At 40.9% G+C, this 15,096-nt stretch carries 12 protein-coding genes; 8 read left to right on the forward strand and 4 right to left on the reverse strand.

Going from position 1 to position 15,096, the window contains the following annotated elements:
• Positions 1–90: 90 nt before the first annotated feature.
• The 3 genes from ACPPVU_RS13710 (at position 91) to ACPPVU_RS13720 (ending at position 5,211) form a co-directional block, all read left to right on the forward strand.
• Positions 91–2,943, forward strand: a complete 2,853-nt coding sequence (locus ACPPVU_RS13710) for a TonB-dependent receptor (protein WP_426667076.1) — start codon at positions 91–93, stop codon at positions 2,941–2,943.
• A complete protein-coding gene (locus ACPPVU_RS13715; protein WP_426667077.1) occupies positions 2,934–3,749 on the forward strand; it encodes a DUF4249 family protein in 816 nt (271 codons plus the stop codon). Before ACPPVU_RS13710 ends, ACPPVU_RS13715 begins: the two co-directional genes overlap by 10 nt.
• A gap of 286 nt (positions 3,750–4,035) precedes the next feature.
• Positions 4,036–5,211: a metallophosphoesterase gene (locus ACPPVU_RS13720; protein WP_426667078.1), complete on the forward strand. Its 1,176-nt coding sequence runs from the start codon at positions 4,036–4,038 to the stop codon at positions 5,209–5,211.
• 12 nt (positions 5,212–5,223) lie between these two features.
• Here the strand turns inward: ACPPVU_RS13720 and ACPPVU_RS13725 are convergent, their stop codons facing one another.
• The 3 genes from ACPPVU_RS13725 to ACPPVU_RS13735 form a co-directional block, all read right to left on the reverse strand.
• On the reverse strand, positions 5,224–5,625 hold the full coding sequence (locus tag ACPPVU_RS13725) for an SH3 domain-containing protein (RefSeq protein ID WP_426667079.1): 402 nt from the start codon (positions 5,623–5,625) through the stop codon (positions 5,224–5,226).
• A 65-nt stretch (positions 5,626–5,690) separates the two neighbouring features.
• Positions 5,691–6,044: a hypothetical protein gene (locus tag ACPPVU_RS13730; RefSeq protein ID WP_426667080.1), complete on the reverse strand. Its 354-nt coding sequence runs from the start codon at positions 6,042–6,044 to the stop codon at positions 5,691–5,693.
• Positions 6,045–6,469: 425 nt separating this feature from the next.
• Positions 6,470–7,987, reverse strand: a complete 1,518-nt coding sequence (locus ACPPVU_RS13735; protein WP_426667081.1) for a hypothetical protein — start codon at positions 7,985–7,987, stop codon at positions 6,470–6,472.
• 266 nt (positions 7,988–8,253) lie between these two features.
• Here ACPPVU_RS13735 and ACPPVU_RS13740 point away from each other — a divergent pair, with 266 nt between their 5' ends.
• The gene (locus tag ACPPVU_RS13740) at positions 8,254–9,552 is read left to right on the forward strand and encodes a metallophosphoesterase family protein (protein ID WP_426667082.1); all 1,299 of its coding nucleotides are present in this window, start codon (positions 8,254–8,256) and stop codon (positions 9,550–9,552) included.
• A 34-nt stretch (positions 9,553–9,586) separates the two neighbouring features.
• On the forward strand, positions 9,587–10,165 hold the full coding sequence (locus tag ACPPVU_RS13745; protein ID WP_426667083.1) for a glycoside hydrolase family 108 protein: 579 nt from the start codon (positions 9,587–9,589) through the stop codon (positions 10,163–10,165).
• On the opposite strand, the gene ACPPVU_RS13750 is transcribed toward ACPPVU_RS13745, so the two are convergent.
• Positions 10,162–11,415, reverse strand: coding sequence for a dipeptidase (locus ACPPVU_RS13750; RefSeq protein WP_426667084.1), 1,254 nt, complete (start codon positions 11,413–11,415; stop codon positions 10,162–10,164). The genes ACPPVU_RS13745 and ACPPVU_RS13750 overlap by 4 nt on opposite strands.
• A 373-nt stretch (positions 11,416–11,788) precedes the next feature.
• Here ACPPVU_RS13750 and ACPPVU_RS13755 point away from each other — a divergent pair, with 373 nt between their 5' ends.
• The 3 genes from ACPPVU_RS13755 (at position 11,789) to ACPPVU_RS13765 (ending at position 15,096) form a co-directional block, all read left to right on the forward strand.
• Positions 11,789–12,016, forward strand: a complete 228-nt coding sequence (locus ACPPVU_RS13755; RefSeq protein ID WP_426667085.1) for a hypothetical protein — start codon at positions 11,789–11,791, stop codon at positions 12,014–12,016.
• Positions 12,017–12,433: 417 nt separating this feature from the next.
• Entirely contained in the window at positions 12,434–13,879 is a 1,446-nt protein-coding gene (locus ACPPVU_RS13760) for a TolC family protein (RefSeq protein ID WP_426667086.1), read from the forward strand.
• A 20-nt stretch (positions 13,880–13,899) separates the two neighbouring features.
• The gene (locus tag ACPPVU_RS13765) at positions 13,900–15,096 is read left to right on the forward strand and encodes an efflux RND transporter periplasmic adaptor subunit (RefSeq protein ID WP_426667087.1); all 1,197 of its coding nucleotides are present in this window, start codon (positions 13,900–13,902) and stop codon (positions 15,094–15,096) included.

Raw genomic sequence — 15,096 nt, forward strand, 5'->3', positions numbered from 1 at the left:
GTCTTTCGTCGGCACATCTAGTCCTTTCATCTCATTTATTTCGTTAGTCGCCGTTTTCAAGGCACTTTAGTGCCGACAGGAAGGACACGAATGAAGAAATTACTACTATTCCTGCTGGTACTTAATTTAGGACAACGGGTGCTTTGCCAGCAGCAAACCCAGAAAGTATTAAAGGGAAACACCCTGGATAAATTTGTTACCAGGCCGCTTGACGACCTGTTGGACACCTTATCAGCCAATTACAATTTAAGGATCGTTTTCGAACGCGATTCTGTTCACCGCTTTGATGTGGTAGCGCATTTTTTTAACGAACCGCTGAATAAAGTGCTGGACAAGGTATGCAGTCAATTTGACCTCAATTACTGGGTAGATGCCGACGGCATCATTTATGTCTTGCAAAATGTCGACGATATGGCCAGACTAAAGGTGCTTGCCCGAACCTTAAAACCCATAGAGAAGCCAAAACGGGATACGGTAAAAGCGGACACCCCGGACGAGCAGGATGTTGAAGCTTTGTATGATAAAAACAATAAATCCGTAACAAAAACGAATGTCCAGCCAAAACAGGTGATCACTGTGCCCCATATCGCCACGGAAGTACATTTGTCTGTAACGATCAACGGTCAGGTGATCGACCAAAGTTCGGGGACGCCGCTTCCGTCGGCAACCGTTCGGGTACGGAACAGCACGTTATCGGTCACTACCAACTCCGACGGAAACTTCGCAATTTTTCAGGTCCCTTCGGATACTGCAACACTTGATGTTTCTTATTCAGGTTATCAGTCTGATCATTTTAAAATGAACGCCGGAAAGCTCAGCAAACCGCTAGTTCTCGGCTTATATCCGGCACTCACTACCCTGAACGAAGTAACTATACTCGGCCAGAAAAGCGGTGTGATGAATACAGATGTGAAAAAAGTAGGTGTGCTGCAGCTCTCCCCGGCTAACCTTGATAAATTGCCCAACATCGGGGAAAAAGACATTATGCGTGCCTTCCAGTTGATGCCGGGAGTAGGGGCAACCAACGAGTCTTCGTCTGGCGCCTACGTGCGTGGCGGTACACCGGACCAGAACCTGGTCGTTTTTGACGGGTTTACCATTTACCAGGTAGACCATCTATATGGCTTTTTCAGTGCATTCAACAGCAATGCCATAAAAGATGTTCAGTTATACAAAGGCGGTTTCTCTTCCCAATATGGCGGCAGGCTATCCAGTGTCACGGAGATCAACGGAAAAGAAGGTAATAAAAACGAAACGGTCTATGGCGTTGATCTGAGCCTGCTGAGTGTAAACGCATTTATGGAGACTCCCGTGGGTGACAATTCTTCGTTGGTACTAGCGTTTCGGCGTTCTTACCAGGGGCCGTTTTATGATAAGATATTCAAACAGTTCAATACTTCTACCGCGGGTGGTTTTGGGGGAGGCGGGCCGGGAGGCCGCAGAGGAGGATTCGGTGAGCAAACCACACCAGCATCGCACTTTTATGATGCCGACGTTCGCTATACCTATCATTTAAATCCTGAAAATATATTGACCTGGAGCTTTTATTCGGGGTCTGACAAGACCGATAACAGCCGGCAGTTGCAGCTTCCTTCCTTCCTTGGGTCGGGAAGCGGACCGAGCATCACCGACTATACCACGTATGGCAATGTGGGCAGCAGTGTAAAATGGTTTCGGCAGTGGACCAATGAGATACATTCCAATACCTACATAACCTATTCCTCGTATTTTAATGATAGAAACAGGGGTACATCAGGCACCACCACCGATAGCAATGGGGATGAGACCAGTTTCAGCAATGGTACTGTAGAGTCTAATAATTTAAAGGACATAGGATTCAAGTCCGAATGGGAATGGCAGTTAGGCAACCAGATCAAGTTACTCTATGGCGGATTCGGGTCGCTCCAGCACATCAATTACGACTATGTGCAAAATGATACCACAAGTTTGATCAGCCAGCATAATACGGCACTTTCAGGTGGCGGTTATACCGAACTTGAGATCGACCCCAATAATCGGCTGCATTTACAGCCAGGACTTCGGAGTACCTGGTACCAGCCTACCGGCAAAGTATATTTTGAGCCGCGGTTTTCGGCAAGTTATGTTATTAATGACAACTATACCCTTAAAGCAGCTACCGGCCAATTTTACCAATACATGAACGAAGTTACCCGGGAAGATGTAAAGAACGGTAACCGAAATTTCTGGATTTTATCTAACGGGAGCAGTATTCCTGTAGGCATGTCAAGACATTTTATGGGAGGCATCAGTTATGAGAATGATCTCTTTCTTTTAGATGTGGAAGGTTATTATAAGGTGCTTAGCGGGCTAACGCAATTTACAGTCACGCAAACTGGTTTTGGACCCGGAGGCGGAACCCCCGGTGTAGCGGAGAATTTCTACACAGGTGCCGGAAGGGCAAAAGGAATAGAGATTTTATTGCAGAAAAAGCTTGGACGCTATACAGGCTGGCTAAGCTATACGCTGGCTGACGCTGAAAACAAGTTCGCGGTATATGGTGATCAATATTATCCTGCCGATCAGGACGTCCGGCATGAATTCAAAGCAATCAATATGTACCATTTGAACCGTTGGAATTTTTCAGCTGTATTCATTTTCAGTACTGGGCACCCCTATACAGCTCCGCTATCAACCTATTCGGTTACCAGCCCGGATGGCAACACTTCAACCTATTTTAATGTAAGTGCAAAAAATGCGTTGCGTCTTCCCGACTATCACCGCCTCGATCTTTCAGCCACTTATGACCTGCTTAAAATAAGCGGCAATAAAATAGGCAGTATCGGCTTGTCGTTGTTTAACGTTTACAATCATGTCAATACCTGGTACCGTGAATATTTTATCCAAAATAATGCTGCAGTTACTACCGATGTCAATTACCTCGGCTTTACACCTAATATTACGCTTAGTTTAAGATGGAAATAAAAAAATCTCTTTTTAAAATTTGCCTTGCTTTCAGCTGGATAGCAATCCTGCTCGCCTCCTGTAAAAAGGACAACCAGAGTTCTTCAACCGACTTGCCTGTAGTTCAGGCTTACCTTTATGTCGGCCATACATTGACCGTCAAACTGTACCAGCAAAAATCCCTGACAGATACTGCAAAATATGGCGCAGCTATCACAGGGCAGGTATTGTACGTCTCAGACGGAAGCAACCAGGTCAAACTTACCGAATCTGCAAAGGGCACCTATACCTATAATGACAATGCTTTTTTGACTGCAGGCAAAACCTACACGCTCAGTTTTAATTATCTCTCGAAGGAAGTAACTGCAAAAACAATAATGCCATCGAAACCGCAAAATTTCGCTACTCAACATACCACAGTTATCTACACCAGGCCCACAAATGTCAATGTAACTTCTGACACGCTGAACAGATTTACCTGGGACAATCCCGATTCATTGAACCATGTGCTGGTGTTTGATAATGTAGATGATACCTTTATTGCGCTGGGGCGGGCAACCGGCTTTAGTAATAGTAATTCTAATATATTCGAGATGAACACGGATCGCAAATCTGCTTATTATGTAGTTTCCAATAGCTTTCCATATTACGGAACCTATCAGGTCATTCTACTCCGCGTCAACCAGGAATATATTAACCTCATAGAAAGCAACATTCTTAATGCTAACTCACAAAACCTGCTCAATGTTCCCACAAATGTAGTAAACGGCTTAGGTATCTTTACAGCGATGCAAGCAGACACCCTTAGTTTCAGTCTTGCTGATTAAGAATATGAAATCTATCAATATCTATTCCTGTGTATGACGTCAGCCTTTTCTCAAACAAACACTGTAACTCATCTGTAAGAACACGATTGAAAGACATTTTCTATTTATCCCATATAATGCGACTATCTCCCAAATATGTCATCTGATAGTAACTATAGTCAGTTTCTTTATTCTTCTTCTTTTTCCTTAAAATGTTTCCTGACATTAATCGTCTACCACGGTAGGATGGGTGCAAGACGTGTCCTTCCATCAAACAATTAATGATTAAAAAGATTCTGACATAGAGATGAGAAGACTACCCCTTATTTTATTGGCATGGGTTATTGCCGATGTTTATTTTTTCCAGGCTGTAGGAACACTTACAGCTAACAATTTGATTCTGTGTGGATATTGGTTAATAGATGTGTTGATTGTAACAGGTTTTGGGGTTTTGATCAATCTTCGCAGAACGAATCGTCAACCGGCAAAGCTCATTTCATGGCTGATGGCCCTAACTTTACTTACAGTTGTTCCTAAAATTATCGCTTCGCCAGTTTTATTACTTGAGGATATAACCCGGATTTTTAGACATTTTCCGCCCAGGGCACAATGGGTTAGTGAACTGGCATTAATACTAGCAGCAGTGCCATTTTTAGGTTTGCTTTATGGGATGACCGGTGGCCGACATCGCTACAAAGTACATAAAGTAACTTTGAAGTTCGATGATCTGCCTGAGGCATTTGACGGCTTCACGATCACGCAATTGTCTGACATACATGCAGGCAGTTTTACCGGTAAGAAAGGTGTGGAAAAGGGGATTGCAATGGTCAATCACCAAAATAGCGATCTGCTGCTTTTTACAGGTGATTTAGTGAATAATCAGGCATCTGAAATGGAGCCGTGGATAGAAACCTTTTCAAAACTGAAAGCACCTTATGGTAAATATTCGGTTTTAGGAAATCATGATTATGGCGATTACATAAAATGGGAAAGCAAACAGGCTCAAAGTGCCAATCTTAATCAACTAAAAAAGGTTCACAAAGAGATAGGCTTTAAATTGCTTTTGAATGAAGCTACTACGATTCAAAAAGATGGTGAGTCTATTGCCTTGGTAGGAGTGGAAAATTGGGGGAAAGGCGGTTTTCATAAATATGGCAGCCTGACCAAAGCCGCTTCAACTGTGCCGGATGAGGAATTTAAAATACTGATGTCGCACGATCCTTCTCATTGGGAAGCCAAAACGCTGGAAAATTTAAAACATATCCATCTTACCCTTGCCGGGCATACGCATGGTATGCAGTTTGGCATTGAGTTATTTGGTTTTCAATGGAGCCCGGTTAAATATGTTTACCCTCAATGGGCAGGCCTTTATAAGATAAATGGCAAGTACCTGTACGTTAACCGCGGTTTCGGCTTTCTGGGCTTTAAAGGCAGAATAGGCATATGGCCGGAGATTACCGTTATCACTTTAAAAAAGGCTTAAATGAACAGCACTTCAGGAATTGATAGCAATATAATCTGAAAACACCCATCGATCATCTCCTATACGGCCCCATTCATCATTTGATTCCAGGATTGTAACCGTAGCATTTCTTTTAAGCTGATCTACCGGTGCAAAATCCGCACCTGGCCCACTACGGACATTGAGAACATCTGCATTTACTACTCCTGTTTTGGGTGTTGGGTTCTCTGGAATTGTGTTATTTTGATAATTATCGTATGCCTGTTGCACCAATGGTAAAAAGTTTGCAGTGGCATTGTCAACTTTGTTCCCTCCAAAAAATGCAGTTCCGGGACAAGTCTTGTGATCCAGATAGCCCGGATCGTTTTCTCCATTATCACGGAAACCGTCACTTTGCCTGAACCAATGATGGTATACCAGGCTGGTAGAATTCACCGGAAGTCCGAATTTAAAACACAGTAGTGCATTAATCCTAATAATTGTTTGTCTTTGAGAATCGGTCATGGTATCCTGGTTCCGGTCGAAGTTGCGAGGTTTTCAATACAAATCCCACCGGTATTGTGCCCATGGATACAGGTGGGTATGAGCGAAAGTGGTCGTCCGGTGCATATCGACCCATCCGGGAAGGTGTTATAGTGTTGAGCTATTTGTCCAAATCCCCTTGCAATATGGTCTGCTTCCATGCTGGTCATTTTTGCAAAATGGTTGCTCCCGTTAAAATTCCGGTATGACGGACTCCATGTATGATGGGTCTGTACATGATTAATCACCCTTAGATCAGAAATATCCATGTTTTTAATGTAGCCTTCAAATTTCTGCAGGTTCATTAAAATAAACTTTCCCTGTGTTTGCATATGAGTAGAATTTAGCCTACTGCAATTGGTGGCGGAGTAGGAGTGGACGGATTATCGACTATAGTAGTCATTTCATTAATATTTCGCTGATCTGTTACCGGTTCCTGGTTTATTGTTTGAGGATTGGGATTGTCGTTCTGTTGTGTTTCCTGAATTGTAATTTGTTGAGCGTTATCCTGTGGAACCTCCTGGTTTATTATTTCGGGGTTAGGATTGGTATTTTCCTGTGTTTCCTGAGTTGTAATTTGTTGAACGTTATCCTGTGGAACCTCCTGGTTTATTATTTCAGGGTTAGGATTGGTGTTTTCCTGTGTTTCCTGAGTTGTAATTTGCTGACCATTATCCTGACGTATTATTTGATTTATTTCAGCGTCAGAATTGGTATTCTGCTGTGTTTCCTGGAGCGCAGTTTGTTGGCCATTAGCCTAATGCGTTTCCTGGTTTATTTCAGGATCAGGGTTGGCATTTTGCTGTGTTTCCTGAACTGTTGTTGCTGTGTTTGAATTCTGTGCCGCTCCATTATTTGTTAATTGGGGATTAGTGTTAATAACCTGGGGTGTTTCCGGAATTATCGTTTGCGGAATAATTACCGTCACTCCATTATTTGGTAATTGGATAGTAGAGCTATTGCCTTGTGCTAAAGTTTGATCGGCTATTCCATTAATTTTATTATCGGGTACCGCTCCGTTGTTTGTTGTTTGAACATTAAGAGCATTATTGGGGGCTACGGTTTGATTTGTTGCCCCCGTATCCTTGTTATTATCTTTGTTTGTTACTGCGTTATTATCAGCATTATTTTGAGCCGCAGCCTGGGCTTTCAGATCATTGTTTTCCGGTACTTTTGTTCCAACATACGATGCTGAGCTTATACCTGCCAAAAAAAGCAGGGTAGACGAAAACACAGGCATACTTTTGTTTGCTATGGTATAGGTGATAAAATATAATCCCAATACAAGGTTCCATGCAAACGATTGTATACGTTGTACACTGTAACTTTCTCCATCAGATGTCAGAAGGTCCTGAATAAAGCCTTTTGTAAGTTTTGAAATGTCCTGATTGTTCTGTTTAAAACGGTTATCGATCAACGTAGCCGTCCCTGTGGTTCCCATACTTATTCCCAACATAATTAAGATCGACGAGTTTAAAGAAGTAGGAATATCGGTAAGTATTACGGTATAAATAAAAGCTGCAATAACCAGTATTGTCCAAAACATTAATTGTGTTAGGGAAAGGCTATATGCCTTGGTTTTATCTCCCTGGTGCAAAGTATTGGTATCAAAACACAAATAAACAAAGCCGCCAAGTAAAGCCGCAAACAAAACCAGCCAGGCAGCTAATGTTTTATTATAATAAAAGATGATATTTACATTAGGGACTTTAGAGTCCTTTTTTAGCGACGACATTCCTTCCCATCCAATGGAAGCATCTACATTAGCAAAATTGTCCCAAAAACTAGGTTTATTAGCATAAAGAAAATTCCAAGCCTGCTGTGTAGTGTCATTCCTCTTTAATTGAATATAAATTTCTGCTGTTTGGCCCAGATCGGGTATTTTGCCGGTGGTTAACATCATATCAGTAATTCCACTTTCCCAGGGTGTACATATTCCTTTAAGTTCTATTCCATTGGCATAAAAAATCACTTTTGCCCGGTCATTTGGCCTGGTCTTTAAAAATGTCATCGGATTTGAGATGGTGAAGTGGACTATAGTATTTGGATAAGCAACAACGGAGTTTTTAGCAGAGCCGGTTTTAGGGTCAGGCTTAAAATCCTTAGCATAGCTGCTTTGGCTTTCATTGAGTTTAACAATCTGGATAGATGTTACCACAGATGCCAAATTTGTGAGCGAGTCCGGAGCAGTAACTACGTGTGGTTTAACCTGAGCAAAAATATACTCTGTGCTTAGGCATGCGAAAAGCAGTAGTAATGCAGATATTTTTTTCATCCCGATAAAGGTTAAATTTGGTTAGGCTTTCGAGAAAATATTATTTCTTAAAACTTAACCCTAAGTTACATAAGTCTTAAATAAATCCCAAACGTATTTTTACGCTATTTTCAGATAATCAAATAGATAGCTTTTTATTTTTGATTTTTCTGTATAGATTTACATATACCTTCAAAAGCGTATAAAATAATACCTTGACCGCTTTAATTGCTTATTATTTAATTGCGAATCATATTAAGTAGATACCTTGATTAACGAAGAACAATATGAATGATAAAAATAACTTTTTAACACTGGGCAGAACGCCGGTTGAAAGCCAATGGCATGTTTTAAGAACTGATGGTGCCGATGTTCCGCCCTTATATAATAATAAAGGTTTGATTGCAGAGAATATTCCGGAATGGGTCATCCGAAACCTGGGGAACGTCTGGCAAACTCCTTATACGCCTTATCCATCTTATACAGATCCAGACAACAACGGGGTTTTTAAAATACCCAAACCATCGGACGCTCCGGTTACAATTGCTTTGCTTAGTGATTGGGCATCAAATACCCTTGAATGCCGAAAAATAGCCCAGCAAGCCGGTATAAATGATTATAGTATCCATCTTGGTGATACCTATTATGTTGGGAATGCCCAGGAGATTGCCGAAAATTTTGACCCCAGCCAGGGCGGATCATGGCCATATGGGACGCTGGGGAGCTTTGCAATGGCGGGAAATCATGAAATGTATTCGGGCGGTAAAAGCTATTTTACCCAGTTGTTACCGGCAATGGGGGCATATCAGGCTGACATTGAGGAACCGGTTCAGGTACAACAGGCTAGTTTCTTTTGCCTCGAAAATGATAACTGGCGTGTTATTGGCCTTGATACAGGATATACCTGCTTAAAAGGCATTACAGAAACGGACGATACAAACCTCAACCTGCACCAGGAACAATTGGATTGGCTGGAAAATACTGTCAATTTGAAAGAGGACAATCGCGGTATCATTATATTATCTCATCATCAGTGTTTTTCGGCTTTTGAAAGTGAATTTCTTAATCCGGCCAGTACCATTTCTAATTTAATGGCATCTGGCAGAAATATAATCTGGCTTTGCGGTCACGAACACTGGTTTTCTATTTATGGACCTAACACAATAGCTAATGGGGTTAATATTTTTTGTCGCTGCGTAGGCAATGGCGGTATGCCCGTAGAGCTCGATGTTCAGGGTGGTGTTAAAAAACCTCAAGATCCAAATAATGTCCACAACCCCCGCAACAGGAACCTTGTTTTTTATGATCAACGGCAAAGAGAAGTACTGGGAAATGGTATACGTTTGGGGCATAACGGCTATACCATTCTTACATTGCAGGGGAATACGGCAATAATTTCTTATTATGATGATAACTTTATGCAAGGTGATGGAAGAAATATCTTGGAAGAGAGTTGGTCTATCGATACCACAACAGGCTTGCTAAGTGGAACTTCAATTAAAGATCTCACCATCAATGGTGCTCAACCCGCAGCACTGCAGCTAAGCCTGTTTGGTGATAGAGCCGAAGATGCAATTAATGTTTAAGTCGATATATGTTAATCTTTAATAATTTTCAATTATGGCTAACTTTAATAGTGCTTATGATTTGACAATGAAAGCCGAAGGCGGGTATTCAAATAACCCTGCCGATACCGGCGGCGAGACTTTTAAAGGGGTCTCCCGGAAAAATAATCCTGGCTGGTCTGGCTGGGCAATTATTGATGCCATCAAAGCTACCAATCCTCCAAGTCTGAATGCTGCCCTTAATCAGAATAATGATTTGCTGCAGAAGATAATGACTTTTTACCAGGTCAATTACTGGGATGTTAATCATACAAGTGATATTAATGACCAACAGATGGCCAATCAGGTATTTGACACGGCAGTTAACTGCGGAACAGGTACTGCCGCAAAGTTTTTGCAAGAGGCGGCAGGAGTAACGGTTGACAGGATGATAGGCTCACTTACCCTTGCAGCGGTAAATGCTGCCGATCCTAAAACCTTATACAATCAATTTATTGGCTTCAGGAAACAATATTACCTGGATATTATAGCGCGCAGCCCGTCACAGGCACAATTTCAACACAGTTGGTTTAGCAGATTATGGCCTTATCAAGATCCTGCGCAGAGTTCTGCACAAGGTTCTGCGATCGCCTAATTATTATTGTTGGGGCCCCATCCGTTTTTGAGTACCCTCATGTAATTGGCCCAGCATATTTTATCAATTTCATCGCGTGTGATGCCATTAATTCCCGCTATGGCATTCACCAGCATGGGCATTTGACGTTCCCCTGCCAGATCACTTGGAATGGTGGTAAAGCCATCAAGGTCAGATCCAATGGCAATATGTTCATATGTTCCGGAGTTTCCTGCGCTGTCGGAAACGTCACGTATAAACTCAATACATTCAATAACAGACTGAATGCCGGGGCCTGAGTTGTCATTGCCATTAAGCCAGTAGTCCATAAAGATTATCCCGAGTACACCCCCACAATCTTTTATTGCGCAAATGTCGTCTGCATTTGGCAGGAAGGTGGCATAAGCATCCGGGATGCCTGGATTATTCCTTAATGCGACTTCTCTTATACCGGTATGTGCAAATACCAGCGGGCGTTTTTTTGAACGTGCGTTATTAAGGGCAAATATCATCGCTTTGGCTCCCGGATGGCAATGGCATAGATCTATTATAATGCCAAGGTCAAGCATTTTGCTGATGACGTTTTTTGCGATATCTCCATTATACCCGTTTTTATAGGTATTATAGTTGGCCGGATCATAGCTTATATCATCAGCCAGCCCGGGTGGAATGCCGCCTGAAGAAGAAACCAGGATGTTCTGGAAAAAATGGCCAAGTGTGAACTGACATAAACCCATGTTTGTCAAAGTAGTTACGTTATCTATCAATTGCTCTTCGGTAATATCACCGTTGCCAAGACTATGTGCGCCTTCAATGCTATGCAGAAATACAGTAATGCCATCATTGATCTTATTCTGCAAATCAGCATAATTTTTGGCGATTGCAACATTTTTTCCCAATGTATTCCTTGCATATGCGATCTGATCTTCAAATAACTGAATATATGACTGGATTTGCACAAAGGAAGCATTTGCTGATGATTTGTCTTCCAGTATTTCGTTAAGCCTGGCGCACAGTAAATCTACCAGCCACCTTAATGTGCGGAAAATGAATTTCTTCATTTCCTCGGTATTTAATTCCGTTTCGGGTAAATAATAAACAGAAACGGCAATACCCACATTGCCCTGGTTCATCTGTGCAATGTTTACAAAACAGTTTTCACTAAATTCAAGGTTTACGGGGTATACTTCATCATAAACATGATGGGATGGAAATAACCATGTTTTTAAAGCGGGATGACAATGGATGTCGATTACTTGTTGCTCTACCATGATCAAAGGATTTAATTGATGAATGTTTTAAATTGACGAACGAAATATATGTCTGAAAAAATTGAGACACCAAGACATGATATTTATTAACTTGATCTAAGTTAAGTACTTATGGTTTTTATTTCAATACGTGTTTTTACGCAATTTTATGTTGATCTGAATTTAAATTCATACTCAAACGATACCTTTTTATTGTCTCATATCAACCCAATATTGGACATATTGCGTGTATATTTAAAATATTCTAAACAATAAAAGTGGCCTGATGGCTTTCATGAACATTAAATTAAAATTTTGTCAATAACTTTTTCATTTCTGTATACCCATCGTGTTGTGATTTGATTATTTTTGTTTGTAAGATCTGCTAAATAGTATGCTAGAACAGGACTCAAAATCAGCCGCCGATTACGCCCGCGAACTAAAGGAACGCCAGCGCCTTCTTGGTTCTGACTCTAATGCTAAAGTTCAGGAAGAACTCCATTTTACATCCTATCCCACAGGAGAGCCGGGCCATTATATTAAAGAGTATGTTGGTGGCAGAAGAGTATTGGTTGAAATAGACGCGGTTACCGGTAAAGAATATTTTCTGAGGGAACTATAAGGTTCGATTTCACTTTTCCGGGATTATAAAATTAAAACACTTTCCAGGTTGTGCTACCTCCTTTTTTTTGTTATTTTGAAATATTATCGCATCAACTCAACGGTTGCAATGAGTGCTTAACATAAACTGTTTTTCTCTTAAACCAACATAATATAGTGATGGATGGTTTTAAGCTTTAATCAGGCCTTTTTGGATGAGATAGGTAACAATATTGGTGTATTAATACAATTAATAATACGTTAACAAGATTGTTACTTGTAGCGCCATATGTTTTTATCAATTTTGCAGGATACATCTGAGTAAAACAAGATAATAATAGGTTATGGATAATCATATCATTGTGGTATTATTATTATCTTAATGAATATTAGTTTATGAGAAATTATTTAATAAAATTGCCAATTAGTGTCTTTTAATATGGCAAACAATTCTTTTAGCAAGAGTACCTTCCGAGCTCTTTTATTTACAGTCGGATTGTCTTTTTCGGTGTTCACATTGCATGCGCAAAATGATAAAACGAAAACAGTCGCCCCGTCTTTAGCTGTGCCGGATACGAGCACGAATACTTTGCTTTTACCTATGACCATGCAGGACACCGGTAAAACAGGTGCTGAATCTTTAACACTAAAGCAGTGTATCGATTTTGCTATGCAACATCAGCCATCTTTAAATATATCGCTAATCAATATCGATATTACCAAAACAACTAATTCTATTAACCTGGCCGGCTGGCTGCCACAAGCGAGTGCTTCGGGTGACCTGATCCATTATATTCAGTCACCAAGTAGTGGCAGTCCAACTACTACTACCGGGGGTACTTCAACAAGAAGTGGCAGCTTTATTAATACTTTTATACCAGGCTTGACGGTTTCCCAGGCTATATTTAGTCCAAGTCTTTTATATGCTGCTAAAGCTGCACCTATATTGGTTAAACAGGCACAGCAAGTTACCGATAGTACTAAAATATTTTTGGTTTCGGAGGTCAGCAAATCCTACTATAATGTGTTACTTACCCTTGAACAGATCAGTGTTTTAAAAGAAGATACAGCACGCCTTGGCCGAAGCCTTCGCGATGCATATCATCAGTACAAGGGCGGGATTGTTGACGAAACAGATTATGAGCAGGCCGCTATTACGCTTAACAATTCTATGGCTCAGTTGAAGCAGGCAAAAGAAAATGTTGTGCCTCAATATGCTGCTCTGAAGCAATTAATGGGGTATCCGCCACAGAAGCAATTCAACGTTAATTTTGATACTGTTGAAATGGCTTCAAATATCCATATTGATACACTACAACAGCTTCAATATGAAAAGCGTATAGAATATCAGCAGATAATGACTGATAAGAGTCTGCAAGATCAGACTATAAATTTTAATAAATTACAATTCTTACCCACTGTCTCTGCTTTTTATAATTATAACCTAGCTTATCAAAATAATCAGCTCTCCCATCTCTTTAATAATTCCTATCCAAATTCGCTGATCGGCTTATCATTAAGCATACCTATTTTTACGGGATTTGCAAGATTACATAGTGTGCATAAAGCAAAGCTTCAACAGCAAATAATAAGTTGGAACGAAGTGGACTTGAAATCACAGATATACAAGGAATATACGTCTGCTTTAGCTAATTACAAGGGTAATTATTACAATTTGCAATTATTGCAAAGAAATGTGAACCTGGCAAAGCGGGTTTATTTTGTGGTCGATCTTCAATATAAACAGGGGATTGTTCCTTATCTGAATCTGATCACAGCCGAATCGAACTTGATAACGTCAGAAATAAATTATTTAAATGCTTTGTTCCAGGTACTGTCAAACAAGATAGATCTTCAAAAAGCAATGGGCAATATTACATACTAATGCATAACCAAAACCCCTCTATGAATAGAGTATTGTTAAGTACAATTCTTGTTAGCTGCCTTATTTTGGGAGCCTGTAAAAAGAAACAACCTCCGCAGAACACCGAGGTGCCTGTTAATTTATTGAAACTTACACCCAGGACCGTGTTATATTACGATAAATATCCCGCAACTACACGTGCGTTAAAGCAAGTAAATTTGCTATCGCAGGTATCTGGCGCAGTTACCGGTATATTTTTTACAGAAGGTACAAAAGTACAACAGGGTCAAAAATTGTACGAGATTGACGAACGCATATATAAAGCGGCTTATGACCAGGCGGTTGCCAACTTAGAAGTATCTAAAAGCAGCTTGGTTCAAGCGCAGCAGGATGCTGACCGTTATGATTACCTTAATAAATACAACGCCGTAGCCAAACAGCAGTATGACCATGCAGTAGTTACCCTTGCACAGGCAAAGAGCACCGTAAAAGCTTTGGAGCAGGCGGTAAAAACGGCCAAAACCAATTTAACGTATGCAACAGTTTACGCACCGTTTACCGGAACCATAGGTATAAGCCAGGTTAGGGTGGGAGAAGTTGTTACTCCTTCGGTAACCACGCTCGACACCCTTTCCACTGATAATCCAATGGCAGTTGATTTTATCATAAATGAGAAAAATTTGCCCTTCTTCGAGAAATTGCAGCGTGAAAAAGTAAAAATCGACTCTCTTTTTACCGTTTTACTGCCTGATAATTCGCTGTATGATCATCTGGGCAAACTTTCCATTATAGACCGGGCTGTTGATCCGCAAACTGGTTCCATTCGTGTGAGACTGGTTTTTGATAACCCTGGATTTTCTTTGAGGGCAGGTATGAGTTGTGTAGTACGTGTGCATAACCAGGACGTCGGGCCGCAATTGGTAATACCAAACAAAGCTGTTATTGAGCAAATGGGCGAATATTTTGTATATGTTGCAAAAGATACTGTGATAAAAGTAAGTGCAGACAGCTTGAAGAAAATGGATCAAAAAGCTGCTGCCGATGCAAATAAACCAAAATTGATTGCGGTACAAAAAAAGGTTAAGACCGGGCAGGTAGTAGGGCCTGATATTGTTATTAAAGGCGGCATTAACGCTGGCGACAGAATAGTTGTAGATGGTTTACAATCATTGCACGATGGCGCCCCTATTACAACGGCAAATAAAGTAGGCCCGGGTGGGGGCAAACGAGGCGGGTGA

Source organism: Mucilaginibacter sp. McL0603 (assembly GCF_049992945.1).
In the GTDB taxonomy this organism is placed as follows: Bacteria; Bacteroidota; Bacteroidia; order Sphingobacteriales; family Sphingobacteriaceae; genus Mucilaginibacter.

Excerpts from the sequence above, each read along its gene's own strand:
- ACPPVU_RS13710 (WP_426667076.1), top strand. The coding sequence starts at position 91 with ATGAAGAAATTACTACTATTCCTGCTGGTACTTAATTTAGGACAACGG.
- ACPPVU_RS13715 (WP_426667077.1), top strand. The coding sequence starts at position 2,934 with ATGGAAATAAAAAAATCTCTTTTTAAAATTTGCCTTGCTTTCAGCTGG.
- ACPPVU_RS13720 (WP_426667078.1), top strand. The coding sequence starts at position 4,036 with ATGAGAAGACTACCCCTTATTTTATTGGCATGGGTTATTGCCGATGTT.
- ACPPVU_RS13730 (WP_426667080.1), bottom strand. The coding sequence starts at position 6,044 with ATGCAAACACAGGGAAAGTTTATTTTAATGAACCTGCAGAAATTTGAA.
- ACPPVU_RS13735 (WP_426667081.1), bottom strand. The coding sequence starts at position 7,987 with ATGAAAAAAATATCTGCATTACTACTGCTTTTCGCATGCCTAAGCACA.
- ACPPVU_RS13740 (WP_426667082.1), top strand. The coding sequence starts at position 8,254 with ATGAATGATAAAAATAACTTTTTAACACTGGGCAGAACGCCGGTTGAA.
- ACPPVU_RS13745 (WP_426667083.1), top strand. The coding sequence starts at position 9,587 with ATGGCTAACTTTAATAGTGCTTATGATTTGACAATGAAAGCCGAAGGC.
- ACPPVU_RS13750 (WP_426667084.1), bottom strand. The coding sequence starts at position 11,415 with ATGGTAGAGCAACAAGTAATCGACATCCATTGTCATCCCGCTTTAAAA.
- ACPPVU_RS13755 (WP_426667085.1), top strand. The coding sequence starts at position 11,789 with ATGCTAGAACAGGACTCAAAATCAGCCGCCGATTACGCCCGCGAACTA.
- ACPPVU_RS13760 (WP_426667086.1), top strand. The coding sequence starts at position 12,434 with ATGGCAAACAATTCTTTTAGCAAGAGTACCTTCCGAGCTCTTTTATTT.
- ACPPVU_RS13765 (WP_426667087.1), top strand. The coding sequence starts at position 13,900 with ATGAATAGAGTATTGTTAAGTACAATTCTTGTTAGCTGCCTTATTTTG.